The following is a 24,893-nucleotide window of genomic DNA, read 5'->3' as shown; positions in this document are numbered from 1 at the left end:
TGATTCTCATGTGGCAAGTTTCCGATAACCAGATCCGAGGTCCTTCCGTGCGCCGTTCCGCAGCCCTTTCCGCCACCGCCCTCGCCGGCCTAAGCTTGCTGCTGTCAGCCTGCAGTACGACGTCGGGCGGCCCGCAGGCGGATCCCGGCACCATCGAGGTGGTCACCTCAACGAACGTGTACGGCGAAATCGTCAAGGAAATCGGCGGCGATAAAGTGAACGTCAAGGCACTGATCACCAAGGCGAGCCAGGACCCGCATTCCTACGAAGCCACCACCCAGGACAAGCTGGCGGTCTCAAAGGCCCGGCTGGTCGTTGAAAACGGCGGCGGCTACGACGACTTCATGCACAAGCTGGCCGACGACAGCAACCTGGGCCACGAGAACATCATCAGCGCAGTCGAGGTTTCCGGGCTTGCCCCGGCAGAGGAGCCGTCGGCGGCGTCCACGCCCGCGGCCGACGAGCACGGCCACTCCCATGACGGAACATTCAACGAACACGTCTGGTACAGCCTGGGTGCCATGACCAAGCTGGCCGACGCCGTCGAAGCCAAGCTCGCAGCGCTTGAGCCGGCGTCCGCCTCGACCTTCCAGGCCAACGCCGCCTCGTTCAAAGAGGAGATCGCCGGGCTGAACGCCCAGGCCGCCGGACTTGCCGCGACGTCAGCCCAGGCGCCCGTCGCCGTGACTGAACCGGTGCCGCTGTACCTGCTCGAGGCTGCGGGCCTCGTGAACAAGACCCCTGCCGACTACACGGCCGCCATCGAGGAAGGCTCCGATGTGCCGCCCGCGGTCCTCAAGGAAGCCACGGAACTGGCCGGGTCGAAAGACATCAAGTTCCTGGCGTACAACACACAGACGGAGAGTCCGCAGACGCAGGCCCTCAAGAAAGCAGCCGAGGGCGCCGGCGTCCCGGTGCTGGACTTCAGCGAAACGCTTCCCGAGGGGAAGACGTACGTACAGTGGATGGGCAGCAACGTGGACAACATCAAACAGGCCCTGGGCAAGTAGCCCGCGGGGCTTATTCCGCCCCGGGAAGCCGTACTGAACCATCCACGGACCGGCAGTCCTAAGATGGTGGGGGCGCTTCGCCCCGTATGAATCGAGGATAAAGAACGTTGAAACCGGTAGTGAGCCTCCGCGGAGCCACCCTGAAGTTCGGCAAACGGACATTGTGGGAGGACCTGGACCTCGATATCAATCCCGGCGAGTTCTTTGCCGTCCTCGGCCCGAACGGCAGCGGCAAGACCACGTTCCTGAAGGTCCTGCTGGGACTGCAGGAACTCCATTCCGGGACGGCAACGCTGGGCGGCCGTCCGGTGGAACGCGGCAGCAACCTGATCGGCTACATTCCGCAGCAGAAATCCTTCGCCCCGGACACGCCCCTGCGTGCCCGGGACCTGGTGGGGCTGGGCGTTGACGGCCACCGCTGGGGACTGCGGCTCGGTGCAGCAAAGGCCAACCGCAGGATCGATGAACTCCTGGACCTGGTGGGCGCCGCGGACTATGCCAACGTTCCGGTAGGCCAGCTCTCCGGCGGCGAACAGCAGCGACTGAGGGTTGCCCAGTCGCTGGCCGCCGATCCGCAGATACTGCTCTGTGACGAGCCGCTGCTTTCCCTTGACCTTCAGCACCAGCAGGCCGTCAGCGCACTTATCAACGAGCAATGCCGCACGCAGGACAGTGCCGTGGTCTTCGTAACGCACGAGATCAATCCGATCATCGATTACGTGGACCGCGTGCTCTACCTTGCCGGCGGCCGTTTCCGGGTAGGCAAGCCGGCAGAAGTGATGACTACCGAAGTACTCTCCGGGCTCTACGGCAGCCGGGTCGAAGTCATCCGTGCCAACGGCCGGATGATCGTGGTGGGGCTCCCGGAGGGGGCCACGCACCACCACGAGGACGCGCATTCGGTGGCAGGGGAGGTGGGCTAAGTGGATTTCGACAGCATCCTGGGTTCCATCTTCAATTTCGACAACTACGGCGAGCTCCTGGCCCTGGTCCAGAACTCCATCTGGGCAGGAGCGCTGCTCGGACTGCTGGGCGGCCTGATCGGAACCTTCGTGATGAAACGGGACCTCGCATTCGCCGTCCACGGAATCTCCGAGCTTTCATTCGCCGGTGCCGCCTTTGCGCTGCTGATCGGAGCCGACATCGTTTTCGGATCCCTCATCGGTTCGGTGCTGGCGGCGCTGCTGCTGGGAGTGATGGGGGTCCGGGCCCGGGACAAGAACTCCATTATCGGCGTCATCATGCCCTTCGGCCTGGGCCTGGGCATCCTCTTTCTTTCCCTTTACGAAGGGCGGGCATCAAACAAGTTCGGTCTCCTGACGGGGCAGATCGTATCCGTGGATACAGTCCAGCTGCAGGTGCTGGCCACAGCGGCCCTCGTGGTGATGCTGGCGCTGGTGGCCATCTGGCGCCCGCTCACGTTTGCAAGCGTGGACCCGGAAGTGGCGGAAGCGCGGGGTGTGCCTGTCCGGACACTCGGCATCGGCTTCATGGTGCTGCTGGGCATCAGTGTGGCGCTGTCCATCCAGGTGGTGGGGGCGCTCCTGGTGCTCGCATTGCTGATCACTCCGGCCGCCGCGGCGCTTCGAGTGACCTCCTCGCCCCGGCTGGTGGTGATGCTCAGCGTGGCCTTCGCGGTGACGGCTACTGTGGGCGGCATCCTGCTTGCCCTCGGCGGGCGGATCCCCATCAGCCCGTACGTGACCACGCTGTCATTCCTGATCTACGTCGTCTGCCGGATCATCGGCGGCGTCCGGGCCGGCCGCGGCCTCAACGGTCGCGTCCTCCCGGCAGGCGCAGAAGCCTCCTAGGCCGGCGCCTCCCAGGCTGCGACAGCGGCTGCGACGGTGCCCCTTAGCCTGCGGCGGATTTCCGGGCCGTGCAGTCCGGGCACAGGCCGAAGATCTCCACGGTGTGGGCCACTTCGGTGTAACCGTGTTCCGCGGCCGTCCGCGCAGCCCACGTTTCCACGGCGGGAGCTTCCACTTCCACAGCCTTGCCGCAGTTGCGGCACAGCAAATGGTGGTGGTGCCCGGTGACGGCGCACCTCCGGTAGACGGCCTCGCCCTCGCCGTTGCGCAGGACATCCACCAGCCCGTCGTCGGCGAGCGACTGCAGGATCCGGTAGGCAGTGGCCAGGGACACGGAAGTGCCCTGGTTCTGCAGGATCCGGTAGAGCTCCTGGGTGCTGACAAAGTCGTCCAGCTCATCCAGGGCGGCGCTGACGGCCACTCGCTGCTTCGTGACACGCTGCTCCCGGCCGCCGGCGGAAGCCGGTGCGGACAGCTTTGTGGCGTCGGCCTTGGCGCCGTGGGCCATGGAATAACTCGCTTCCCTCAGGGGTGGTGCAATGTCCAAGATTACCAGCCGGGACCTGATGGGCGGGTGCGTGGGCGGGTTCATGGACACTCCCGCGCAGGCCGCCCTAGGCTGGCTCCATGAAGTTGACTAAATACACCCACGCCTGTGTCCGGCTCGAGAAGGACGGGCAGGTGCTGGTGCTCGATCCCGGCACGTTCTCCGAAACCGGCAAGGCCCTCGATGCCGCGGGGGCGGTCCTGGTCACCCATGAACATGGCGACCATATTGACGTTCCTGCCGTGGTCTCAGCCCTGCGGGACAATGAGTCGCTCCTGGTCTTTGCCCCCGGGGGAGTAGCCGCCAAGTTGCGGACCGAGGCGCCGTTTGCGGAGTCCCGGATCCGGGACGTCGAGCCCGCGTCGGCGTTCACCGCTGTGGGATTCGACGTTCAGACGTTCGGCGGACAGCACGCGCTGATCCACCCCCAGATCCCCGTGGTGGCCAACATCGGGTACCTGATTGACTCCAACGTGTACCACCCGGGCGACTCGTTCGTGATTCCGGACGGCATTGGAGTCCGGACCCTCCTGGTCCCGGTCCACGCGCCCTGGAACAAAGTTGGCGAGGTAGTGGATTTCGTCATCGGAGTCCGGGCCGCCAAGGCATTCCCCATCCACGACGCACTGCTCAATGAGACCGGACTGGGCCTCATCGAAGGTCACGTGAAGCGGCTGGGAGCCAAGTACGGCACCGAGTACATCCACCTCTCCAGCGGAGACTCCGTGGAGGTTTAAGCCCGCCAGGTTCCGGATTCGAAGAATTCCTTGATGGCGGCCTCATGCGGCCTGGGATCCAGCCCCCGGGCCTGCAGCCACTCCTCGTTGTAGTAGCTGCCGGCGTACCGGTCTCCGGCGTCGCACATCAGCGAGACCACGCTGCCGCGCCGGCCCTCCGAGACCATCCCGGCGATCAGCTGCCACACACCCCAGAGATTGGTCCCGGTGGACGGGCCCGCGTGCAGCCCGGCCAGGTCCCACAGGTGCCGCATGGCGGCCACCGATGCCGCATCGGGCACCTGGATCATGTGGTCGATGACGGCGGGCACAAAGCTGGGCTCCATCCGCGGCCGGCCGATGCCCTCGATGCGGGAGGGCATGCCGGTGCTAAACCCGGGCACGCCGTCCCTCCAGCCGGGGTAGAAGGCGGAGTTCTCCGGGTCCACGACGGCGAGCTCCGTGCCGTGGCGGTGATACCGCAGGTACCGGCCGATGGTGGCGCTGGTGCCGCCGGTGCCTGCGCCCACCACGATCCACCGCGGGACCGGGTGCTCTTCCAGGGCCAGCTGCTGGAAGATGGACTCGGCGATGTTGTTGTTCCCCCGCCAGTCCGTGGCCCGCTCGGCATAGGTGAACTGGTCCATGTAGTGGCCGCGTGTGGTCCGGGCGACTTCCTCGGCGGCGGAGTAAACCTCCGAGGCGTGTTCCACCAGGAGGCAGGACCCGCCGAACTGCTCGATCAGGGCAATCTTTTCGGGGCTGGTGGTGCGGGTCATGACGGCGACGAACGGCAGTCCGAGGAGCTGGGCGAAGTAGGCCTCGGAGACCGCCGTGCTGCCGCTGGAAGCCTCCACGATGGTGGTGTCTTCCCGGATCCAGCCGTTGACCAGTCCGAACAGGAACAGTGAACGGGCCAGCCGGTGCTTCAGGCTGCCGGAGCGGTGCGTGGATTCGTCCTTCAGGTACAGCTGGACGCCCCAGTGCTCCGGCAACGGGACGGAGTATAGGTGTGTGTCCGCTGATCTGTTGTTCTCGGCGTTGATCCTGCGGACGGCTTCATCCGCCCACGCCCGGTCCTGCTTGCCCGCACGGCTACCCACTGTGTTCACCGATTCAGCCTACCCGGGACCGGAGGCGTCCACGGCTACAGTTGGAACCGGCTGCCCGCCCGCGTCTGCGGACCAGGCCGGACAGCCTGTCATCCGAACCAAAGGAGATTTGATGAACCCCCTGATGGACGTGTCCGCGCTGAACCACCGGATGACCTCCGGCAAGCGCACCGTTCTGCTGGATGTGCGTTGGGCGCTGGGCGACCCCCACGGCCGTGAGCACTACCTTGAGGCACATATTCCGGGCGCCGTGTACGTGGACCTGCCCACCAGGCTGGCCGGGCCGGCGGACCCCGCCCAGGGACGGCATCCCTTGCCGCCGCTGCAGCAGTTCCAGGAATCGGCGCGATGCTGGGGCATCCGGGACAACGACGTCGTGGTTGCCTATGACGACACGGGCGGCACTGCCGCCGCCAGGCTGTGGTGGATGCTGCGCAACGCGGGGATGTCCACCGTTTTCCTGCTCGACGGCGGCCTGTCCGCCTGGCGGGCGGCCGGATACGCCGTGGAAGGCGGCCTTGAGCAGGCTTCGCTGGGCGACGTCACGCTCACCGACGGTGCCATGCCCGTCATCGATGCGCCGCAGGCTGCGCAGTGGCCGGAACGGGGTGTCCTGCTGGACGCACGGGCGGCCGAACGATACCGCGGGGAGGTCGAGCCGGTGGATCCGCGGGCAGGGCACATTCCGGGGGCCGTGAGTGCCCCCACGGCCGGGAACATTGGAGGCGACGGACGGTTTTTGCCGCCGGAGGAGCTGCGCGAGCGGTTTACGGCCCTGGGCGTGCGGCCGGATGTGCCCACCGCTGTGTACTGCGGCTCGGGCGTGACGGCCGCGCACGAAATCGCCGCCCTGGAAATCGCCGGGTTCCCCGCGGCGCTGTACCCGGGCTCGTTCTCGCAGTGGTCCAATGATCCCGCCAACGAGGTGGCCGCGGGAGCGGCCCCGTAGGCCTGGGCCGATTGGAACGCCGGCCGGGGGCGGGGGTAGCGTCGGAGCATGACCCCCGGACGCCCCGTACCGCCGCCCCTCGCCAAGCCGCTCCCCGGCACCCCGCCCCTCCCCGGCACCCCGCCGCTCCGGGACGCAAGCCAGACCGCGCCGCCTGCGCTCCCGCGGCTGGCCGCGGCCTACGGGGCCACAGCAAGCGACAGCGGCTTGGTCCCGCTCACCGTCGCCCGCCGGGCCCCGAAGGACGACGACGTCGAGATCGCCATTGAGTTTTGCGGCCTCTGCCATTCGGACGTGCACGCGACGCGCGGCGAGTGGGGGTCGCAGAAGTACCCTCTGGTGCCCGGCCACGAAATCGTCGGCCGGGTCAGCCGCGTGGGTGCCGCCGTCGACGATTTCGCGCCGGGTGACCTCGTGGGCGTGGGCTGCCTGGTGGACTCCTGCCGTGAATGCGAAAGCTGCCTGGACGGCCTGGAGCAGTACTGCGAAAACGGCATGACCGGAACCTACGGTGCACCTGACGCCCGCAACGGGGACGCCATCACTCAGGGCGGCTACGCCACCTCGGTGGTGGTGGACCGCCGCTACGTGCTGCGGGTTCCCGAAAACCTCGACCCGGCGGCCGTCGCGCCGCTGCTCTGCGCCGGCATCACCACCTATTCCCCGCTGCGGCACTTCGACGTCGAGCCCGGCGACGTTGTGGGTGTGGTGGGACTGGGCGGACTGGGCCACATGGCGGTGAAGCTCGCCAAGGCCATGGGGGCCGAAGTTGTGGTGTTCACCACCTCGGCATCGAAGGTCGCCGCGGCGCGGGAGCTTGGTGCCGACGGCGTCGTCCTGTCACGCGACGAAGCGGCCATGGCGGCCGCCGGCCGGAGCATCGACGTCATCATCGACACGGTGGCAGCGCCGCATGACCTCAACCCCAACTTCCGGACCCTCCGCCGGGACGGCGCGCTCTTCCAGCTGGGCCTGCCCTCTGGAGTCATGCCACCTGTCAATCCGGGGGCGCTGATCCGGCGCCGGATCGCCTACGCGGGTTCGCTGATCGGCGGCATCGCCGAGACCCAGGAGATGCTGGACTTCTGTGCTGAACACAACGTTGTCTCCGACGTCGAGGTGGTGGGTGCCGATCAGCTGAACGAGGCATATGACCGCATGGTGGCCGGAGACGTCAAGTATCGTTTTGTCCTGGACACCAGCACCCTCGGAACCCCTTCGGAAAAGGCAGACGCATGAGCACCGTTTTCACCAAGATCATCAACGGCGAGATCCCCGGACGCTTCGTCTGGCGCGAGCCGGACGTGGTGGCGTTCCTGACCATGGGACCGCTCGCCGACGGACACACCCTGGTGGTTCCCACGGAGGAAGTGGACCGTTGGACGGACGCCCCGCCCGCGCTGCTGACACGGGTGATGGAAGTTGCGCAGAAGATCGGCGCCGTCCAGGTGGATGTCTTTGATGCCGCACGGGCAGGGCTCATCGTGGCCGGCTACGAGGTCAACCACCTCCACGTCCATGTGTGGCCGTCCAACTCCATGGCCGACTACGACTTCGGCTCGGTGGACCAGAACCCCGACGCCGCACAGCTCGACGCCAACGCGGAGAAGCTGCGCGAAGGGCTCCGCCAGGCCGGCCACGGCGATCACGTTCCCGCGGCCTGAGAGCTCCGGCGCAATTCCGGTTTTGGTCCGGGCTGGCCCCGGCGTGGTTCCCTTACGGGGGCTACGCCGGGGCCAGCGCCTTATTCAGGACCGCCCGGATCCGCTTCTCGGAGACGGAATAGGCCGTTCCGAGCTCGACGGCGAAAAGGCTCACCCGCAGCTCTTCGATCATCCAGCGCACCTGCGTTAACTCGGCCCCGGCCCGGCGACCCGGCAGCAGCGCCGACACGGCATCGTCGTAGTCGTCCTCCAAGGCCTGGACCGCGGCCATGTGCAAGGCGTCCCGCTGGACATTGCCGGGCAGCTTTTCCAACCGCTTCTCGATCGCGGCCAGATAGCGCGGCAATTGGCTGAGCTGGGCGTAGCCGGTGCGTGCTACAAAGCCGGGGAAGACGAGCTGTTCGAGCTGGCTCCTGACGTCGTTGAGCGCGCTGATCAGGGCCAGGCTGGTGGTCCCCTTGAGCTGCTTTTCGATCCGGCGCGTGCTGGCGAGGATGCGTTCGACGACCGCGGTGACAGTGAACACTGTGTCGATGAGTTCGGCCCGGACCTGCTCGTACAGGGCTTTGAAGGACGCCTCGGCCCACGGCAGTTCGGCCGGCGTGAGCCTGTCGATCGCGGCCAGCGCGCAGTCCGCGATCAGGGCCGACACCGAGCCGTGCGGATTCTGGCTGAACGTCAGTTTCTCGGTGTTGTTCAGGTGCTCCAGGACATACCGGTCCGGCGCGGGCACCTTGAGCGCAAGCAGACGGATGACGCCGCCGCGCATGGCCAGCTCCTGTTCGGAAGCGGTCTGGAACAGTCGGAGGGCAACCGATGCGCCTTCATCCACCAAGGCCGGGTAACCGGTGACAGTGTGTCCTTTCACCATGCCCTGGACCTGGCGCTGCACGGTTCCGAAGGTCCAGTCCGTCAGCCCGGATTTCTCTGCGAAGCCGGGTGTTGCGGCACCGTCCGGGGACGGCGTGAAGCCTCCGGCGTTCTTCGGGGCCTGCACGGACTGCCCGCGCTGTGCGCCCTTCGGGCCTTTGGGGGCCGTCGTCACCGGGGTGGCGCCCAGGGACTCGGCGATCGCCCGCCTCGTGGCCGGAGCAAGCCGTTCCTGCAGTTCTGCCAGGTCCTTGCCCTCATCCAGCGTCTTGCCCTGGGAATCGACCACGCGGAAGCTCACGCGAAGGTGGGACGGCACGGCAGCCCAGTTCCATGAACCCGGCGGGATGACCTGTCCCCGGATCCGCCGCAGGACCAGCTCAAGCGAGGGCTCCAGCTCGTCGGCCGCAGGATCGAAATCGGCTTCGAGGGCGGCAACGGCCTGCCGGGCGACGTCCGGGGCGGGAACGAAGTTCTTGCGGACCTGCTTCGGCAGCGACTTGATCAGGGCAGTAACGAGCTCCACGCGCTGGCCCGGAATGAGCCAGCGGAACGCGGCGTCGTCCAGCTGGTTCAGGAAGAGCACGGGCACTTCGGCCGTGACGCCGTCGGAGGGGTTGGGCGGGGAACCCGGCGCGACGGGGTGGAACTCGTAGCTGAGCGGCAGTTCGAAGCCCTTGTGCAGCAGGGTCTTCGGGTAGGCCGAATCGTCAAGGGCCGAGGCGTCCTCGCTGATCAGCAGGGACTGGTCGAAGTCGAGCAGGGTGGGATCCTGCTGACGTGCGTCCTTCCACCACTTGTCGAAGTGCCGTTCGGATACGACGTCCTTACCGATCCGGGCGTCGTAGAAGTCGAACAGCGTCTCGTCGTCCACCAGGATGTCCCGGCGCCGCATCCGGGCCTCGAGCTCCTCGACTTCATGGAGCAGTGCCCGGTTGCGGTGGAAGAACTTGTGGTGGGTCTGCCAGTCGCCCTCAACCAGGGCGTGGCGGATGAACAGCTCGCGGCAGAGCTCCGGATCCACTTTGCCGTAGTTGATGCGCCGGCTCGGGATGATGGGCACACCGTAGAGAGTGACCTTCTCGTGGGCCATCACCGAGCCCATCTTCTTGGACCAGTGTGGCTCGCTGTAGCTGCGCTTGACCAGGTCCGGGGCCACCTGTTCGGCCCAGAGCGGATCGAACTTCGCGGCCACCCTGGCCCACAGCCGGCTCGTTTCCACCAGTTCGGCTGCCATGACGAACGTGGGTGACTTCTTGAACAGCGCCGAGCCCGGGAAGACCGCAAAACGGCTGCCGCGGGCCCCGGCGTACTCTCGCTTGCGCTCGTCGAGGATGCCGATGTGGCTGAGCAGGCCGGAGAGAAGGCTGATGTGGATGCCCTCATGGTTGCCCACGGGATCGGCCAGGCGCTTGTTGTCCAGGCTGATGCCCAGCGGGCGGGCGAGCTGGCGGAGCTGGGCGAAGAGGTCCTGCCACTCGCGGACGCGCAGGTAGTTGATGAACTCGGCGCGGCAGAGCCGGCGGAAGGCCGTGGAGGAGAGCTCCTGCTGCTTCTCCTGGAGGTAGTTCCAGAGGTTCAGGAAGCCGGTGAAGTCCGAGTTTTCGTCCCGGAACCGCGCATGCTTCTCCGCGGCGAGCTGCTTTTTGTCCGTCGGACGCTCGCGCGGGTCCTGGATGGTGAGCGCGGCGGCCAAGATCATGACCTCGCGGACGCACCCGCGCTTGCCGGACTCGACGATCATCCGGCCGAGCCTCGGGTCGACCGGAAGCTGGGCAAGTTGCTGACCGACTGCGGTCAGCCCGCCGCTGCCGTTCCTGCCGGCGGCGGGCCGACGGCCGGGTCGTCCGTCGGCGTCGCCCTTCTCCTCCTGCGGACGCGCGGCGCTCAGGGCGCCCAGCTCGCGCAGGAGCGTGACGCCGTCGTTGATGGCGCGCGAATCCGGCGGCTCCACAAACGGGAAGTTCTCCACGTCCTTCGGCCCCCGGGCCACACCCATAGCGGTCATCTGCAGGATGACGGCCGCGAGGTTGGTGCGCAGGATTTCGGGGTCCGTGAACTGCGGCCGGGATTCGTAGTCCTCTTTCGAATACAGCCGGATGGCGATGCCGTCTGACACGCGGCCGCACCGGCCGGAGCGCTGGTTGGCCGAGGCCTGGGACACGCGTTCGATGGGCAGCCGCTGCACCTTGGTCCGGTGCGAGTACCGGGAGATGCGTGCGGTTCCGGTGTCCACGACGTACTTGATGCCGGGCACCGTGAGCGACGTTTCGGCGACGTTGGTGGCCAGCACGATCCGCCGTTTGCTGCCGGGATGGAAAACCTTGTGCTGCTCCTGCAGGCTCAGCCGGGCGAAGAGCGGCAGCACCTCGGTGCCGGCCAGCCGCCGGTTGGACTGGATGCGGGCGTTGAGGGCCTCGGCGGCATCGCGGATTTCGCGCTCGCCGGAGAAGAAGATCAGGATGTCGCCCGGGGCTTCGAGGGCCAGTTCGTCGACGGCGTCGCAGACGGCGTCGAGCGGGTCGCGGTCCTCCTCGAGTTCGTCGTCGGAGGCGGCTACCGCGTCGTCGTCATCGCCGGATACTGCGCCGCCCGCCGGCTGGGACAACGGCCGGTACCGGATTTCCACCGGGAACGTCCGTCCGGAGACCTCGATGATGGGGGAGGGATCCTCCTCGGTGCCGAAGTGCTTGGCGAAGCGTTCCGGATCGATGGTGGCGGAGGTGATGATGATCTTCAGGTCGGGGCGCTGCGGCAGGATCCGCTTGAGGTACCCGAGGATGAAGTCGATGTTGAGGCTGCGCTCGTGGGCTTCGTCGATGATGATGGCGTTGTACCTGCGCAGCAGCTTGTCGCGCTGGATTTCGGCCAGCAGGATGCCGTCGGTCATGAGCTTGACCTTGGTGTTGCGGCTGACCTCGCCGGTGAAGCGGACCTGGAAGCCCACTTCCTGGCCGATCTCGACGCCCAGTTCCTCGGCAATACGCTCGGCCACCGTGCGTGCAGCCAGCCGGCGCGGCTGGGTGTGGCCGATCAGTCCGTTGTCGCCCAGGCCCAGTTCCAGGCACATCTTGGGAATCTGGGTGGTCTTGCCGGAGCCGGTCTCGCCGGCAATGATCGTCACCTGGTTGGCCGCGATGGCGGCCATCAGGTCCTCGCGGCGCTCGGAAACCGGCAGCTCGGCGGGGTAGGAAATATGAAAAGTCATGGCTGGAGACAGTCTACTGCGGCGGGCCCGCCCGCTGCGTTCCAGTGCCGGCAGATAGGTTCCTGGCGTTGGCGGTAGAGGGACCCGGCTCATTATTGAGCCGGGTCCCTGTTGTTGTATCCCGCATTTGAGTCGGCGCCGGTCCGGAGCAGAATCCGGATCCGGATGGTGCGGCGCTCAGTAGTTCCGCAGGGTGTAGCTGATGCTCGGAAGGTCCAGCGCTGACCAGTCGCGCTCTGAACGTTCGGGAGGGGTGTGGCCCCGTCCGTCCCTGAGGAGTGCGGCGATGGTGGCCGAGAGGATGACGAGCAACAGGACGATGAGTGCAACTCCGATGGTTTCCATGCCTCTATGTTTCTCCCGTTGCCGGCAACAAAACAGTGGCAGAAATGACCAAAAAGCTATAATTTCTGCCACAATGGAAGCATGCTCAAATCAGTGGCAGTGATCGTTGTTCCCAACTTTTCCATCTTTGAGTTCGGTACCGCGTTCGAGGTGTTCGGCATCGACAGGTCGGCCCGGGGGACCGGTGTGCCGGCTTTCGACTTCCGCGTCTGCACGCCGGAACCGGGCGATATCCGGCTCAAGTCCGGGCTGTCCATGCACGTCGACCTGGGGCTGGAAGCGGCCGCCGATGCCGATCTGGTGGTCATGGCTCCCTACGGCCACGACCAGGATGTCCCGGAAGAAGTGCTGGACGCACTTCGGGCGGCCCATACCCGAGGCGCCTGGGTGATGTCCATCTGTTCCGGCGCTTTCGCCCTCGCGCGTGCGGGCCTGCTCGACGGCCGGCGATGCACCACGCACTGGCACTATTCCCCGGAACTGGCCAGCCGCTACCCGGCGGCACTGGTGGACGAGAACGTCCTGTACGTCCAGGACGGCCGCATCATCACCAGCGCTGGCACCGCGGCCGGCATCGATGCCTGCCTTCACCTGGTGAGGGTGGAACTCGGAGCCGGCGTGGCGGCCAGCATCGCCCGCGACATGGTGGTTCCGCCCCATCGCGACGGCGGGCAGGCCCAGTTCATCGACCGTCCGATACCGGCCTGCGGCTCACAGCCCATGGAGGAACTGCTGCAGTGGATGGTCCGGAACCTGGAACAGGACCACACCGTCAACGAACTCGCCGCGCGGGTCCACATGTCGCCGCGGACGTTCGCGCGCCGCTTCCGGTCCGAAACGGGTGCCACCCCCGCAGCCTGGCTCAACTCCCAGCGCGTGCTGCGGGCGCAGGAGCTCCTGGAATCCACCGAGCTCAACATTGACGAGATCGCCCGCGAGTCAGGGTTCGGACACTCCGTGCTGCTCCGCCACCACTTCGGCAAAGTGCTGGCCACGAGCCCGCAATCCTACCGGCGGGCGTTCCGGGGCCACCTTGAACCTGCGGTCTAGCGCCCCGGGTCCGGGACGCCGTCCCGGGCGGCTTCGGCCGCTGCCCGGGTGTTGTCGACGAGGACCCGCCACGGGCCGGTGACGGCCTGCTCCGGAAGGGTGGCGCGGTGCTGGCCGGCCCTGATGGAATACATGAACCTGTCCGGCTGGCCGACGGCCTCCGCGGAGCGCGGAACGGCATCCCAAGGGCACGCCTCAACGAGCGGCCCCCAGCGGCTCTTGTCCGTCGGGGTGGTGGCCTGGACGCTCCATACCCTCTTGAGCGCAGCAATCCCGCCGCTGCGCTGGACAGTGATCTTCATGGCCTGGTTCCTGTGCTTCCGCTACTGCCTGGCCGCCGGCTGACCCCTCCGGCGGCGTTCCAGTTACAGCTTTACCTTCACAGTTTCCCACGCCGTCCGGACGGCGTCATGTTCCGGTGAAGCCGCACCAAACAGTTCCGCCGCCGATGCCGCCGTGGCCTTGGCGAATTTGGTGAACGTGGCGTTGGCCGGGAGGGAACCGCCGGTGAGCGTGTCATACCAAATGCGGCCCGGGGTCTCCCAGGCATTGCCGCCAAGAGCCGAGGCTACGAGGTAGAACGCCCGGTTGGGGATGCCGGAGTTGATGTGCACCCCGCCGTTGTCCGCGCTCGTACGGACATACGAGTCCATCGAGTCCGGCTGGGGGTCCTTGCCTAGCACGTCGTCGTCATAGGCGGTGCCGGGAGCCTTCAGCGACCTCAGGGCTGCGCCTTGCACCTGGTCCGTGAACAGGCCTTCGCCGATCAGCCAGCTGGCCTCCGCAGCCGTCTGCTGCGCGACGTATTGCTCCACGAGTGCGCCGAACACATCCGAAAGCGATTCGTTGATGGCACCGGCCTGGTTCCGGTAGACGAGCCCGGCGGAGTGCTGCGTGACGCCGTGTGCCAACTCGTGGCCGATGACACTCAGCGAGCGGGTGAAGCGCTGGAATATTTCGCCGTCGCCGTCGCCGAACACCATCTGGTGTCCGTCCCAGAAGGCATTGTCGTAGAGCTTGCCGAAGTGGACAGTGGCATCAAGCGGCAGTCCCTGGGCGTCAATCGAATTCCGTCCGAAGGCCTCGGCATAGAGCCGGTGGGTGTGGCCCAGGCCGTCGTAAGCCTCGTCCGCCGACGAGTCGCCCGTGGCGGGTTCCCCCTCCTTGCGCACCAGCTGCCCGGGCAGGGACTCGGAGGTCTTCGCGTCATACACCGTGCGGTTCGGCGGGCCGGGCTGGAGCTGCCGGACTCCGGACGGAACCGCGGGGAGCGGAAGCGCGCGGGTTGCTTGGATGGACCTGACATGGAGCAGTGCTTCCTTCGCCGCCCGGGCCACCCTGGACAGGCGGGGTTCGTGCTGAGCCGCAAGGCGCCGCAGCATGTAGGGCGGGATGATGGAGCAGTACATAAAATGTCCCCTTTACTCGTCGGCGATGGAAACAGCCTACGAGGGGGTGCCGACATTGCGGCGGGACACGCCTTAAACAGGAGACCCCGCCAGCTGGGCTGGCGGGGTTGTCTGTGCCCTCGATAGGATTCGAACCTACGACCTTCTGCTCCGGAGGCAGACGCTCTATCCCCTGAGCTACGAGGGCAGTCAGGGTTCCTGCCGTTGCCGGCGGGACGTCCTAGAGCTTAGCAGGAAGGTGGCCCCCAAAGGAAAATCGGGTCGAAATCGGCACTCAGTAGCCCGCGAACGAGTCCGTGCGGATGCGGCGGGCGCCGGCACTGCGGGCGGCGGACCGCAGTGAGCGGACGCTGGCAGGCGAGCCGGACACGAACACTTCGCGCGAGGCAATGTCCGGGACAAGTTCCTTGAGAGCCGCGCCGTCGAGCGGCTCCGGCGGACGGGAAACTTTGCCGGCGTCTTCCATGAACGACGGCGGCGCGGAGCCGTCGGAGAGCCTGGCTATGACCCGTGCGCCGGACTGCTCCAGCGCATCCGCGTAGGCGAGTTCCGCAGTCGACTTCGCAAGGTACAGCAGGACCACGTCGCGGTTCCTTGCCGCGCCTGCGGCGAGCTGCGCGAGGTAGGGCGTAACGCCGATTCCGGCCGCAATCAGCAGGACAGGCCCGGTCCGGCCCCGGGGCAGCACGAAGTCGCCGCCCACCGCCGTGGCGGTCACGGAGTCGCCGGGCCGCAGGGCGAGCAGGGCGCGCTTGGCGGCGGACACCGGCTCGGCAGTACCGACGCCGATGGTCACGTCCCGGGCATCCGGGGCGCTGGTCAGGCTGAAGACCCGGCGCCTGCCCTTGCCGTCGGACTTGGCATGCGGCAGGTGCAGTTCCATGTATTGTCCCGGCGCGAACCTGACCGCACGTTCGGGCCGGAAGCTGAATTCCGTCGTCGTCGGCGTGAGGGGCCGCGATTCCTGGAAGTTGAGGCGGATGCCGCCGCGCTGTCCGGCCAGGAAGGCAAGCAGGTTCCCTGCCAGCAGGGCCAGTTCGGGAGAGTTGGCCACGAAGCCCAGGTTGTAGGGGACGGCAAAGATCACGCCGACGACGGCGGCGAGCGCCAGCTGCTGCCAGCGCCGGGGCGGCAGGGTCAGCGGTTCGGTCAGCATGAAGCCCACGAAGAACAGCACGGGGCGCTGTGCGAGGGGCTGCCACAGGGCCTGGCCCGTGGACATTCCGGCCCGGAGGAGCTCAGTGGCCACGATGGATACGGAGACCGCCGTGAACACGGCCCCCATCAGTATCTTCCGGGTGCGGTAGAGGACCAGCACGATGCCGGGGACGATGAGGAAAAGCATGGCGGGAGTGGCAGCCCACCACGTGGCGATGTTGAGGCCGGTCAGTCCGGCCGCAAATGCCCCAGCGGCTGCCGGGTTGAAGATATGCCGGCCGCGCCAGGCCAGGGCGTATTTCGAGGCCGATGCCAGGACGCAGGCGATCGCGACGCCGGCAACATCCAGCGCCTTGAAACTGGGCCAGAACAGGAAGTACAGCAGCAGGCCGGTGATCAGCGAGGATTCGGAATGCGGCCGGACGTGGAACAGGGCCGCCAGCCCGCGGTTCGAGGCGTAGGTGAGTCCCAGGCAGAGCGCCAGATGGGTGAGCATCTCCGGGATGCCGAAGGTGAGCCAGCCCAGGACATTAAGCAGCAGGCTGTACGCGGCCAGCACGGCAAGCACCCACAGCACCAGGCGGTACATGGTGAAGCGGTTCAGGGACGTGTCCACCCGCTGGATCATGGAACTCATTCGAACAGCACTCCTTCGAAACCTGCTGAGTAGGCGGCACTTCCGTCCGAGAAAACCGTAAGCCAGGAAAACGCAAAATCCTGCTGAAGCGACCTCCCTGAGACGAAGAACAGGGCAGTGGCCAAGGCATCGGCCGTCATGGCGTCCTCGGCCAGCGCCCAGGTGGCCACCACGGTTCTGACCGGTGCCCCGGTGGTGCCGTCCAACACGTGATGCAGCCCGTCGCCCCACGCCCGGCGGTTTGCTGCCGAGGCGCACAAGGCGCCCGTGCCCAGGCTGAGGGTGCCGATGGCCCGGCCGGGATCGTACGGATGTTCCAGTGCCACGGCCACCGGTACCGGTCCGGAATTGAGGAGGTCGCCGCTGGCGTCGATGAAGTATTCGCCTGCGCCCAGGGACCGGAGTTCCGCTGCGAGCAGATCGGCCAACTGGCCCTTGCCGGCAGCCCCGACGTCAAGTACCACGGGAGCCGTGGTGGTCAGCACGGCGTCATTCCAGTCCAGGACGTCATCCCACCGCGGAGCGGGAACCGGTGTCCCGCGGGACCGGAGCGAATAGTCCGGGCCGTACCCCAGCTGTTCCAGGCTGCCGCCGATCAGCGGCGTCATTGCACCGTCAGTCAGCCGGTAGAGGTTCCGGTACAGGCGGCCCAGCGCGCCTGCACCGTCCGGCATCCGGAAGCGGCCGGGCTCCCTGGCCGCCTGCGCGACGATCGAGTCCGCCCTGAAACGGGACCACGCGGCGTCGTACGTCTCCACCACGCCGAGCAGCCGGCGGCGCTGGCCGCCGTCCAGGGGGCCCGGCGTTGAAATCTCCCAGCTGGTTCCGATTCCGTCGAAACTGAACGCTGCCCAGCCAGGGTGCGGCACGTTATCTCCTCTTGACGCGGTGAACGGTGGATACTGCGCCGTTCGTCCGGGCGCGGCCTACCGGGCCTCGGATTTGATCTTCTCCACGGCCTGGTTGAAGCCGCCGCTGGTGAGCGATGAGCCGGCCACTTTTGAAACATTCAGTTCATCCAGGCTCTTGCCCACTATCTGCGCCGCGATACCGCCGGCGAACTCGCCCTGGAACTTCCGGGTATTGGGATTGGAAGGATGCTGGGTGATGTTCACGCCGGACACTGTGCCGCCGGAAAGCGTCAGCTCAACGCCCACAGTTTCAGTGCCGTTGGGGGACACATAGTTTCCGTCGGCGCTGTAGGTGCCGTCCTTGTAGCCGGACGCGGCAGCAGGGGCGCTGCTGGTTGCGGAGCCGGCGGACGCGGCCGTGGACTGGGCTGCCGCGGATTGGGCTGCCGGTGCCTGGGCGGACGGCGCGCAACCGGCCACGGTTCCGATCAGGGACATGCCGGCGATGCCGACGAAGACGCTCTTTCGTGCCGGGAAGCTCATACGGGGCTCGTTTCGTATAGTTGCGGGCAGCTGCGTGCCGGACAGGTCCCGGCACCGCTGGGACAGGATCCAGTCAGGCAGTTACAGGATGGACAACGTTGGAATCAGCGTAATGGTTCAGCCTGTGACGAACCCGATTCAATTCTGTGAGGCTTCCTATTCCTGTGCCCCTTCACAGCGTCATGGCGTTGCTGAGGATTCCGCGGGTTTCGCGGGCCACCGGTAGGCTAGATGCGTGACTCCCGAAGAACTCTCCCTCGCCATATCCGCCTGCCTGAAAGACGCCGTCGCCGCCGGCGAAATCACTCTTTCCGCATCAGCCGTGCCGGACGAGGTGCGCGTGGAGCGGCCAAAGAACCGGGACCACGGCGACTGGGCCACCAACATTGCCCTCCAGCTGTCCAAGCAGGCCGGCGTTAATCCCCGGGAATTCGCCACTATCCTCAGCGCACGGCTCAAGGGCATTGACGGCGTTTCGGCCGTGGATATCGCCGGTCCGGGCTTCCTGAACATCACGGTGGACGCCGCGGCTGCAGGCGCCCTGGCCAAGGCCATCGTCGAAGCGGGGCCGGCGTACGGCACCAACTCGGCGCTCGCCGGACACGTGGTCAACATGGAATTCGTCTCTGCCAACCCCACCGGCCCGCTGCACATCGGCCACACGCGCTGGGCCGCGCTGGGCGACTCGATCGCCCGCGTCCTCCGGGCCTCCGGCGCGACGGTCACCGCCGAGTACTACATCAACGACGCCGGGTCGCAGATGAACGTCTTCGCCCATTCCGTGCTGTCCCGGCTGCACGGCCGTGGCGTGCCGGAGGGCGGTTACCCCGGCCAGTACATTTCCGACCTGGGCCACCATGTCCTGGCGGACCACCCGGACATCCGGGAACTGACCGACGTCGCGGCGCTGCCGGTCATCCGGAGTGCGGCGTACAAGGCGCAGATGAAGGACATCAAGGACACCCTTGCCGACTTCGGCGTCGCCTTCGACGTCTACTTTTCCGAGCAGGAACTGCACGACGCCGGCGCCATCGAAAGTGCCGTCGCGCGCCTTCGCGAGCAGGGCCACGTGTTCGACGACGGCGGCGCCGTCTGGCTGCGCACCACGGACTTCGGGGACGACAAGGACCGCGTGATGATCCGCGCGAACGGCGAACCGACCTACTTCGCCGCCGACGCCGCCTACTACCTGTCCAAGAAGGACCGTGGCTTCGACCAGAAGATCTACCTGCTGGGAGCGGACCACCACGGCTACATCCACCGGCTCAAGGCCATCGCGGCAGCGGCCGGCGACGACCCCGAGGCCAACATCGAGGTGCTGATCGGCCAGCTCGTGTCGGTGAACGGTGCCAAGCTGTCCAAGCGCGCGGGCAACATCATCGAGCTCAAGGACCTTATTTCCTGGCTGGGCAAGGATGCCGTCCGTTATTCGCTGGCGCGTTTCCCGGCGGACTCCCCGCTCACTCTGGACCCCGATCTCCTGAAGAAGCACAGCAACGAGAATCCGGTCTTCTACGTCCAGTACGCGCACGCACGGTCCCGCGGCACTGCCCGCAACGCCGTGGCAGCCGGAGTGGAGCGCAGTGTTGACGGGAAGGACGTGTTCGACGCCGCCCTCCTGGACCACGCCACCGAGAACGAACTGCTGTCCTACCTGGGCAGCTACCCCTCCATCGTGGCCAAGGCCGCCGAGTTGCGCGAACCGCACCGCGTGGCCCGCCACCTGGAAGTTATCGCCGGCGCCTACCACCGCTGGTATGACGCCTGCCGCGTGGCGCCGCAGGGCGATGAGCCCATCACGGACGTCAACCGCACCCGCCTGTGGCTCAACGACGCCACCAGCCAGGTGTTGGCCAACGGACTGGAACTGCTTGGCGTTTCGGCGCCGGAACGGATGTGACGCAATGACAGGGAATTCTTTGAACCACGCATCCCCCCTGGCACCGGAGTGGCTTGCCGTCCCGGCAGACCTCAATAGGCTCCACGAGCCCCTCTGGGCGGCCGGCGTTGCCCGGAACGACGCCGGTGAACTCGCCATTGACGGCATTCCGGTCAGTGAGCTCCAGCGCCAGTTCGGCACGCCGCTGTTCGTGATGAGCGAAAACGACTTCAGGGCACGTGCCCGGGCCTTCAGCGACGCCTTCAACGACGCTTTCGCCGACATCTGCGGGGGAGTGGATGTCTACTACGCCGGCAAGTCGTTCCTGTGCACCGCCGTGGTCCGCTGGGTGGAGGAAGAAGGGCTGCGCCTGGACACCGCTTCCGGCGGGGAACTTGCCGTCGCGGACCGCGCCGGCATACCGGGCGCCGATGTCGCCCTGCACGGCAACAACAAGTCCGACGCCGAGATCCACCGTGCGCTGGACATGAAGCTGGGCCGGATTGTGGTGGACAGCCTTGTCGAGCTGGAGCGCGTCGCCAAAATCGCGTCCGAACGCGGCGAAACCGCCAAGGTGATGCTGCGGCTGACACCCGGAGTGCATGCGCACACCCACGAGTTCATTGCCACCGCCCATGAGGACCAGAAGTTCGGCCTGTCCATGGCGGAGGACACCACGGACCAGGCAGGCCTGTCCGCGGCCGAGGAAGCCGTGGCCGCCGCCACGAGTTACCACAGCATTGAGCTCCTTGGCCTGCACTGCCACATCGGCTCGCAGATCTTCGAACCGGACGGCTTCGCGCTGGCCGCAGTGAAACTGCTCAATTTCCTTGCGGCCATGCAGGAGAAATACTCCATCGTCCTGCCCGAACTGGACCTCGGCGGCGGATACGGCATCGCCTATACGCCAGTGGACACACCGCGCCCGCCGGCAGAGATCGCGCAGGCGATGGCCGCCGTCGTGCGTTCCACCTGCGCCGAGCTGGGCATCACGTCTCCCCGAATCTCGATTGAGCCGGGACGCGCCATCGTAGGCAGCACCACGTTCACCCTTTACGAGGTGGGAACCCTCAAGACCGTCCGCGTGGACGCTGCCGCCGCTGAAAATGCAGGGAATGCCGGGGAAAACGTTACGTACCCGCGCCGCTATGTGTCGGTGGACGGCGGCATGAGCGACAACGCCCGCCCGGTGCTCTACGACGCGGATTATTCGGCGATTGTGGCGTCGCGGATCTCCGAGGCCGTACCGCAGCTGTCCCGCGTAGTGGGCAAACATTGCGAGAGCGGCGACATAGTTGTTAGAGATGTATATCTGCCCGAGGACGTGGCAGCCGGTGATCTGCTCGCTGTACCGGGGACCGGCGCCTACTGCTGGGCCCTCTCCAGCAACTACAACTATCTGGCCCGGCCGGGCGTTGTCGCTGTGCGCGACGGATCAGCCCGGCTGATTGTCCGCGGGGAAACCGAACAAGATCTGCTGAACCGCGACATGGGAGTCTGAATGACTGAATTGCGAACCCTGAAAGTAGCCCTGTTGGGCTGTGGCAACGTTGGGGCTCAGGTGGCGCGGATTCTGATTGATGACGCCGAAGCACTGGCCGCCCGCGCCGGAGCCCGCCTGGAGCTGACCGGCATCGCCGTGCGCACCATCGATGCGCCGCGTGACGTCGAGCTGCCGCGGGAACTGTTCACCACGGATGCCGACACCCTCGTCAAGGACGCCGACCTCGTCATCGAACTGATGGGCGGCATCGAACCTGCCCGTACCCTGATTCTCGCCGCCATCCAGAACGGCGCCTCTGTGGTCACCGGAAACAAGGCGCTCCTGGCCCAGGATGGCCCCACCCTCTACGAAGCAGCGGACAAGGCCGGCGTCCAGCTGTCCTACGAGGCAGCCGTGGCCGGCGCGATCCCCATCCTGCGCCCCATCCGCGACAGCCTTTCCGGCGACCGCATCACCCGGGTGCTGGGCATCGTGAACGGCACCACCAACTTCATCCTCGACCAGATGGATACCACGGGTGCTCAGTTTGAGGACGCCCTCGCCGAGGCGCAGCGCCTTGGTTACGCAGAGGCTGACCCCACTGCCGACGTCGAAGGCCTTGATGCCGCGGCCAAGGCGACCATCCTCGCCTCGCTGTCCTTCCACACGCGCTTCGACCTGGAGAACGTCCACTGCGAAGGCATCACCGGAGTCAGTGCTGCGGACATCGCCGCAGCGAAGGACGCCGGGTTCGTCATCAAGCTGCTGGCCATCGCCGAGAAACTGACCGCCGCAGACGGCAGCGAGGGCGTGTCCGTCCGCGTACACCCCACTCTGCTGCCCCGCGAGCACCCGCTGGCCGCCGTCCACGGCGCCTTCAACGCCGTGTTCATCGAAGCCGAGAACGCCGGCGAGCTGATGTTCTACGGCCAGGGCGCCGGCGGAACCCCCACGGCCTCGGCCGTCCTGGGCGACCTCGTCTCCGCCGCACGCCGGATCGTCCTGGGTGGCCCCGCGCAGACCGAGACCACCAACGGCCAGGTGCCCGCGCTGCCCATCGACGCCGTCAACACCAGCTACTACATCGGCCTCGACGTTGCCGACCAGCCCGGCGTGCTTGCCAAGATCGCCCAGCTGTTCGCTGAGCACGGCGTGTCCATCGAGATCATGCGCCAGACTATCCACCGTGACGCCGACTCCAACGTGGAATCTGCCGAACTGCGGATCGTCACCCACCGCGCAACCGAAGCTGCACTGGCAGCGACCGTCCGGGCCGTGAAGGGCCTGGACGTCATCAATTCAGTTACATCCGTACTGCGGGTAGAAGGAGTCTAAGTGGCTCACCAATGGCGCGGTGTCATCCGCGAATACGCTGATCGTTTGCCCGTAACGGAAAGCACGAAGGTCATTACCCTCGGTGAGGGCGGTACGCCGCTGGTCCACGCGCAGAAGCTCTCCGAGCTGACCGGGTCCACCGTGTACCTGAAGGTCGAAGGCATGAACCCCACCGGCTCCTTCAAGGACCGGGGCATGACTATGGCCATGACGGCCGCAGTGGCCTCGGGTGCCAAGGCAGTGGTGTGCGCCTCCACCGGCAACACGTCAGCGTCCGCAGCGGCCTACGCCACGGCAGCCGGCCTCCAGTGCGCCGTGCTGGTGCCGGAGGGCAAGATCTCCATGGGCAAGCTGAGCCAGGCGATCGCCCACGGCGCCACCCTCCTGCAGGTGGACGGGAACTTCGACAACTGCCTCGACATCGCCCGGAAGCTGGGGGAGTCCTACCCCGTGTTCCTGGTGAACTCTGTCAACCCGGCCAGGATCCAGGGGCAGAAAACCGGTGCCTTCGAAGTTGTGGATGCGCTCGGCGACGCCCCGGACATCCACGTCCTCCCGGTAGGCAATGCCGGTAACATCACCGCGTACTGGAAGGGCTACAAGGAGTACTCCGCCCCGTTCGAGTCCGAGACCGCCGGCACGCTGCCCGCCGTGTCCACCAGGACCCCGCAGATGTGGGGCTTCCAGGCCGCCGGCGCTGCGCCGTTCGTCGCGGGCCACCCCATCACGGAGCCGGACACCATCGCCACGGCAATCCGGATCGGAAACCCGGCCTCCTGGGACGGTGCCATCGCCGCCCGTGACGAGTCCGGCGGATTCATCGACGCCGTGACGGACGATGAGATCCTCGCGGCGCACCGCTGGCTTTCCGCCAAGGAGGGCGTCTTCGTGGAACCCGGTTCCGCCGCAGGCGTCGCGGGCCTGATCAAGAAGCACGCCGCGGGGCAGGTTCCCACTGGCAAGATTATCGTGATCACCGTTACCGGCCATGGCCTGAAGGACCCGCAGTGGGCGCTGCGCACCGAAGACGGCAGCGAAGTGCAGCCCGTCAAGGTGTCCAACGACGTGGTCACCGTGGCTGCCGAACTTGGCCTGGAAGAAAAATAGCCTTGGAAACCACCCTCACCGTCCCGGCCGAGTCAGCTGCCGGCGCGCCGGCGGTCCCGACCGGGCAGCTGGTGACCGTCCGCGTGCCTGCCACCAGCGCCAACCTCGGCCCCGGCTATGACAGCCTGGGACTCGCACTCTCGCTGCACGACACGCTGACCGTTGAAACCCTGGGCAGCGGCGAGCTCGAGTTCGAACTGAGCGGCGAGGGTGCGGAGACGCTTCCGCGCGACGCGAGCCACCTGGTGGTCAAGGCCATCACCGAGGCCCTGCACCGGCTGGGCTTCCGGCACCAGGGCCTGAAGATCACGGCCGACAACGTCAACCCCCACGGACGCGGCCTGGGTTCTTCGGCCTCGGCCGTGGTGGCCGCGGTTACGGCCGCGAATGCGCTCGTGCCGGAGCCGTCCCGCCGCGGCAAGGACTGGATCCTGCAGCTGACCAGCGAAATGGAAGGCCATCCTGACAACGTGGCACCGGCCATATTCGGCGGTCTGGCGCTGTCATGGCAGGACAGTGACCAGTACAGCAGCACCTGCGCCACGGTGACGGATTCGGTGATTCCAGTCGTCGCCGTACCTGACTATGAGCTGTCCACCGAAGCGGCACGCGCACTCCTGCCGGCATCGGTGGGCCATCATGCTGCCGCCATGAACTCCGGCCGGGCCGCGCTGCTCATCCATGCCCTCACCAGCAAGCCGGAATTCCTGCTCGCCGGCACGGAGGACTACCTCCACCAGAGCTACCGCGCGGAGGCCATGCGCCCCAGCGCGGACCTGATCCGTGCGCTGCGCTATGCAGGACACGCTGCCGTTGTATCCGGCGCCGGGCCAACTGTCCTGGTGCTCGCCAACGGGGAAGAAGAGGCAGCCGCAGTGGTGGGTTTCATCGAGGCCTACACCCGGGCCAACACGCCGGATGTCGGATGGCGTGTGATGAAGCTGGCGGTGGACGTTGAAGGTGCTAAAGTGGGAGTGCACCGGCGGTAATCCCGCAGGCAGTCAAAACGAACCCGATGTTGGCCATGGCGCCTGTCTAATCGTTTGCTGCTCTGAACTTCAACTGCGCAATAGTCTCCGGTGCCGCCTGCTTTGGTCTGTCGCAGGAATCTGCAGAATCGCTCTGCACCCCTGAACCGTCAGTCCGCCATTCCGTTCTCTTCCTGGAATGTTCGAGGCGTATCAGTATCCGGCCCTGCTGGCCGAATTC

The 24,893-nt window shown here is 66.7% G+C and carries 22 protein-coding genes and 1 tRNA gene; 13 read left to right on the top strand and 10 right to left on the bottom strand.

Going from position 1 to position 24,893, the window contains the following annotated elements; translation table 11 throughout:
• Positions 1-47 precede the first annotated feature (47 nt).
• The 3 genes from ACSQ1X_RS13455 (at position 48) to ACSQ1X_RS13445 (ending at position 2,821) form a co-directional block, all read left to right on the top strand.
• Positions 48-1,010, top strand: coding sequence for a metal ABC transporter solute-binding protein, Zn/Mn family (locus ACSQ1X_RS13455; RefSeq protein ID WP_436058014.1), 963 nt, complete (start codon positions 48-50; stop codon positions 1,008-1,010).
• Between the two features lie 107 nt (positions 1,011-1,117).
• Positions 1,118-1,933: a metal ABC transporter ATP-binding protein gene (locus tag ACSQ1X_RS13450; RefSeq protein ID WP_082506660.1), complete on the top strand. Its 816-nt coding sequence runs from the start codon at positions 1,118-1,120 to the stop codon at positions 1,931-1,933.
• Positions 1,934-2,821 carry a metal ABC transporter permease gene (locus ACSQ1X_RS13445; RefSeq protein WP_436058013.1) on the top strand — a complete coding sequence of 296 codons (888 nt, stop codon included), beginning with the start codon at positions 1,934-1,936 and terminating at the stop codon, positions 2,819-2,821.
• A 43-nt stretch (positions 2,822-2,864) separates the two neighbouring features.
• On the opposite strand, the gene ACSQ1X_RS13440 is transcribed toward ACSQ1X_RS13445, so the two are convergent.
• Positions 2,865-3,329, bottom strand: a complete 465-nt coding sequence (locus tag ACSQ1X_RS13440; RefSeq protein ID WP_055797229.1) for a Fur family transcriptional regulator — start codon at positions 3,327-3,329, stop codon at positions 2,865-2,867.
• A 119-nt stretch (positions 3,330-3,448) separates the two neighbouring features.
• Here ACSQ1X_RS13440 and ACSQ1X_RS13435 point away from each other — a divergent pair, with 119 nt between their 5' ends.
• Positions 3,449-4,105, top strand: a complete 657-nt coding sequence (locus ACSQ1X_RS13435) for an MBL fold metallo-hydrolase (protein ID WP_436058012.1) — start codon at positions 3,449-3,451, stop codon at positions 4,103-4,105.
• Here ACSQ1X_RS13435 and ACSQ1X_RS13430 read toward each other — a convergent pair.
• Positions 4,102-5,196 carry a PLP-dependent cysteine synthase family protein gene (locus ACSQ1X_RS13430; protein ID WP_436058011.1) on the bottom strand — a complete coding sequence of 365 codons (1,095 nt, stop codon included), beginning with the start codon at positions 5,194-5,196 and terminating at the stop codon, positions 4,102-4,104. The genes ACSQ1X_RS13435 and ACSQ1X_RS13430 overlap by 4 nt on opposite strands.
• Before the next feature lie 112 nt (positions 5,197-5,308).
• Here ACSQ1X_RS13430 and ACSQ1X_RS13425 point away from each other — a divergent pair, with 112 nt between their 5' ends.
• The 3 genes from ACSQ1X_RS13425 to ACSQ1X_RS13415 are packed head-to-tail and all read left to right on the top strand — an operon-like array spanning position 5,309 to position 7,809.
• Positions 5,309-6,145 carry a sulfurtransferase gene (locus ACSQ1X_RS13425; RefSeq protein WP_436058010.1) on the top strand — a complete coding sequence of 279 codons (837 nt, stop codon included), beginning with the start codon at positions 5,309-5,311 and terminating at the stop codon, positions 6,143-6,145.
• A 48-nt stretch (positions 6,146-6,193) separates the two neighbouring features.
• Positions 6,194-7,384 (top strand): NAD(P)-dependent alcohol dehydrogenase, encoded by a 1,191-nt coding sequence (locus tag ACSQ1X_RS13420; RefSeq protein ID WP_436058009.1) that lies wholly within the window; start codon positions 6,194-6,196, stop codon positions 7,382-7,384.
• A complete protein-coding gene (locus ACSQ1X_RS13415) occupies positions 7,381-7,809 on the top strand; it encodes an HIT family protein (protein ID WP_055796284.1) in 429 nt (142 codons plus the stop codon). The genes ACSQ1X_RS13420 and ACSQ1X_RS13415 overlap by 4 nt, the downstream gene beginning before the upstream one ends.
• 61 nt (positions 7,810-7,870) lie before the next feature.
• Here the strand turns inward: ACSQ1X_RS13415 and hrpA are convergent, their stop codons facing one another.
• Both hrpA and ACSQ1X_RS13405 read right to left on the bottom strand, forming a co-directional pair.
• Positions 7,871-11,887 (bottom strand): ATP-dependent RNA helicase HrpA, encoded by a 4,017-nt coding sequence (hrpA, locus tag ACSQ1X_RS13410; protein WP_436058008.1) that lies wholly within the window; start codon positions 11,885-11,887, stop codon positions 7,871-7,873.
• 177 nt (positions 11,888-12,064) lie between these two features.
• On the bottom strand, positions 12,065-12,232 hold the full coding sequence (locus tag ACSQ1X_RS13405) for a hypothetical protein (protein WP_436058007.1): 168 nt from the start codon (positions 12,230-12,232) through the stop codon (positions 12,065-12,067).
• 81 nt (positions 12,233-12,313) lie between these two features.
• Between ACSQ1X_RS13405 and ACSQ1X_RS13400 the strand changes: the two genes are divergently transcribed.
• On the top strand, positions 12,314-13,282 hold the full coding sequence (locus ACSQ1X_RS13400; protein WP_436058006.1) for a GlxA family transcriptional regulator: 969 nt from the start codon (positions 12,314-12,316) through the stop codon (positions 13,280-13,282).
• On the opposite strand, the gene ACSQ1X_RS13395 is transcribed toward ACSQ1X_RS13400, so the two are convergent.
• The 6 genes from ACSQ1X_RS13395 to ACSQ1X_RS13370 form a co-directional block, all read right to left on the bottom strand.
• Positions 13,279-13,584 (bottom strand): protealysin inhibitor emfourin, encoded by a 306-nt coding sequence (locus ACSQ1X_RS13395; protein ID WP_436058005.1) that lies wholly within the window; start codon positions 13,582-13,584, stop codon positions 13,279-13,281. The two genes, ACSQ1X_RS13400 and ACSQ1X_RS13395, sit on opposite strands and share 4 nt — an antisense overlap.
• 63 nt (positions 13,585-13,647) lie before the next feature.
• Positions 13,648-14,691, bottom strand: coding sequence for a M4 family metallopeptidase (locus ACSQ1X_RS13390; protein ID WP_436058004.1), 1,044 nt, complete (start codon positions 14,689-14,691; stop codon positions 13,648-13,650).
• A 114-nt stretch (positions 14,692-14,805) separates the two neighbouring features.
• Positions 14,806-14,878: transfer RNA gene (locus ACSQ1X_RS13385), tRNA-Arg, on the bottom strand.
• Positions 14,879-14,965: 87 nt separating this feature from the next.
• The gene (locus tag ACSQ1X_RS13380; protein WP_436059338.1) at positions 14,966-16,477 is read right to left on the bottom strand and encodes an FAD-dependent oxidoreductase; all 1,512 of its coding nucleotides are present in this window, start codon (positions 16,475-16,477) and stop codon (positions 14,966-14,968) included.
• Between the two features lie 5 nt (positions 16,478-16,482).
• A complete protein-coding gene (locus ACSQ1X_RS13375; protein ID WP_436058003.1) occupies positions 16,483-17,355 on the bottom strand; it encodes an FAD:protein FMN transferase in 873 nt (290 codons plus the stop codon).
• Between the two features lie 57 nt (positions 17,356-17,412).
• Positions 17,413-17,880: an FMN-binding protein gene (locus ACSQ1X_RS13370; protein WP_436058002.1), complete on the bottom strand. Its 468-nt coding sequence runs from the start codon at positions 17,878-17,880 to the stop codon at positions 17,413-17,415.
• A gap of 235 nt (positions 17,881-18,115) precedes the next feature.
• Between ACSQ1X_RS13370 and argS the strand changes: the two genes are divergently transcribed.
• From argS to thrB, 5 genes are read left to right on the top strand one after another with little or no spacing between them, the layout of a single operon-like run.
• On the top strand, positions 18,116-19,780 hold the full coding sequence (gene argS / locus ACSQ1X_RS13365; protein WP_055796266.1) for an arginine--tRNA ligase: 1,665 nt from the start codon (positions 18,116-18,118) through the stop codon (positions 19,778-19,780).
• A 4-nt stretch (positions 19,781-19,784) separates the two neighbouring features.
• Complete coding sequence (gene lysA, locus ACSQ1X_RS13360; protein WP_436058001.1) at positions 19,785-21,260, top strand: diaminopimelate decarboxylase; 1,476 nt, start codon at positions 19,785-19,787, stop codon at positions 21,258-21,260.
• A complete protein-coding gene (locus ACSQ1X_RS13355) occupies positions 21,261-22,577 on the top strand; it encodes a homoserine dehydrogenase (RefSeq protein WP_436058000.1) in 1,317 nt (438 codons plus the stop codon).
• The gene (thrC, locus tag ACSQ1X_RS13350; protein ID WP_055796255.1) at positions 22,578-23,684 is read left to right on the top strand and encodes a threonine synthase; all 1,107 of its coding nucleotides are present in this window, start codon (positions 22,578-22,580) and stop codon (positions 23,682-23,684) included.
• A 2-nt stretch (positions 23,685-23,686) separates the two neighbouring features.
• Positions 23,687-24,673, top strand: coding sequence for a homoserine kinase (gene thrB, locus ACSQ1X_RS13345; RefSeq protein WP_436057999.1), 987 nt, complete (start codon positions 23,687-23,689; stop codon positions 24,671-24,673).
• Positions 24,674-24,893 lie beyond the last annotated feature (220 nt).

It is taken from the genome of Arthrobacter sp. LjRoot78, from assembly GCF_964254335.1.
In the GTDB taxonomy this organism is placed as follows: domain Bacteria; phylum Actinomycetota; class Actinomycetes; order Actinomycetales; family Micrococcaceae; genus Arthrobacter.
This window is presented reverse-complemented; position numbering and strand designations above follow the sequence as displayed.

Excerpts from the sequence above, each read along its gene's own strand:
- ACSQ1X_RS13440 (WP_055797229.1), bottom strand. The coding sequence starts at position 3,329 with ATGGCCCACGGCGCCAAGGCCGACGCCACAAAGCTGTCCGCACCGGCT.
- ACSQ1X_RS13435 (WP_436058012.1), top strand. The coding sequence starts at position 3,449 with ATGAAGTTGACTAAATACACCCACGCCTGTGTCCGGCTCGAGAAGGAC.
- ACSQ1X_RS13425 (WP_436058010.1), top strand. The coding sequence starts at position 5,309 with ATGAACCCCCTGATGGACGTGTCCGCGCTGAACCACCGGATGACCTCC.
- ACSQ1X_RS13420 (WP_436058009.1), top strand. The coding sequence starts at position 6,194 with ATGACCCCCGGACGCCCCGTACCGCCGCCCCTCGCCAAGCCGCTCCCC.
- ACSQ1X_RS13415 (WP_055796284.1), top strand. The coding sequence starts at position 7,381 with ATGAGCACCGTTTTCACCAAGATCATCAACGGCGAGATCCCCGGACGC.
- hrpA (WP_436058008.1), bottom strand. The coding sequence starts at position 11,887 with ATGACTTTTCATATTTCCTACCCCGCCGAGCTGCCGGTTTCCGAGCGC.
- ACSQ1X_RS13405 (WP_436058007.1), bottom strand. The coding sequence starts at position 12,232 with ATGGAAACCATCGGAGTTGCACTCATCGTCCTGTTGCTCGTCATCCTC.
- ACSQ1X_RS13400 (WP_436058006.1), top strand. The coding sequence starts at position 12,314 with ATGCTCAAATCAGTGGCAGTGATCGTTGTTCCCAACTTTTCCATCTTT.
- ACSQ1X_RS13395 (WP_436058005.1), bottom strand. The coding sequence starts at position 13,584 with ATGAAGATCACTGTCCAGCGCAGCGGCGGGATTGCTGCGCTCAAGAGG.
- ACSQ1X_RS13390 (WP_436058004.1), bottom strand. The coding sequence starts at position 14,691 with ATGTACTGCTCCATCATCCCGCCCTACATGCTGCGGCGCCTTGCGGCT.
- ACSQ1X_RS13380 (WP_436059338.1), bottom strand. The coding sequence starts at position 16,477 with ATGATCCAGCGGGTGGACACGTCCCTGAACCGCTTCACCATGTACCGC.
- ACSQ1X_RS13370 (WP_436058002.1), bottom strand. The coding sequence starts at position 17,880 with ATGAGCTTCCCGGCACGAAAGAGCGTCTTCGTCGGCATCGCCGGCATG.
- lysA (WP_436058001.1), top strand. The coding sequence starts at position 19,785 with ATGACAGGGAATTCTTTGAACCACGCATCCCCCCTGGCACCGGAGTGG.
- ACSQ1X_RS13355 (WP_436058000.1), top strand. The coding sequence starts at position 21,261 with ATGACTGAATTGCGAACCCTGAAAGTAGCCCTGTTGGGCTGTGGCAAC.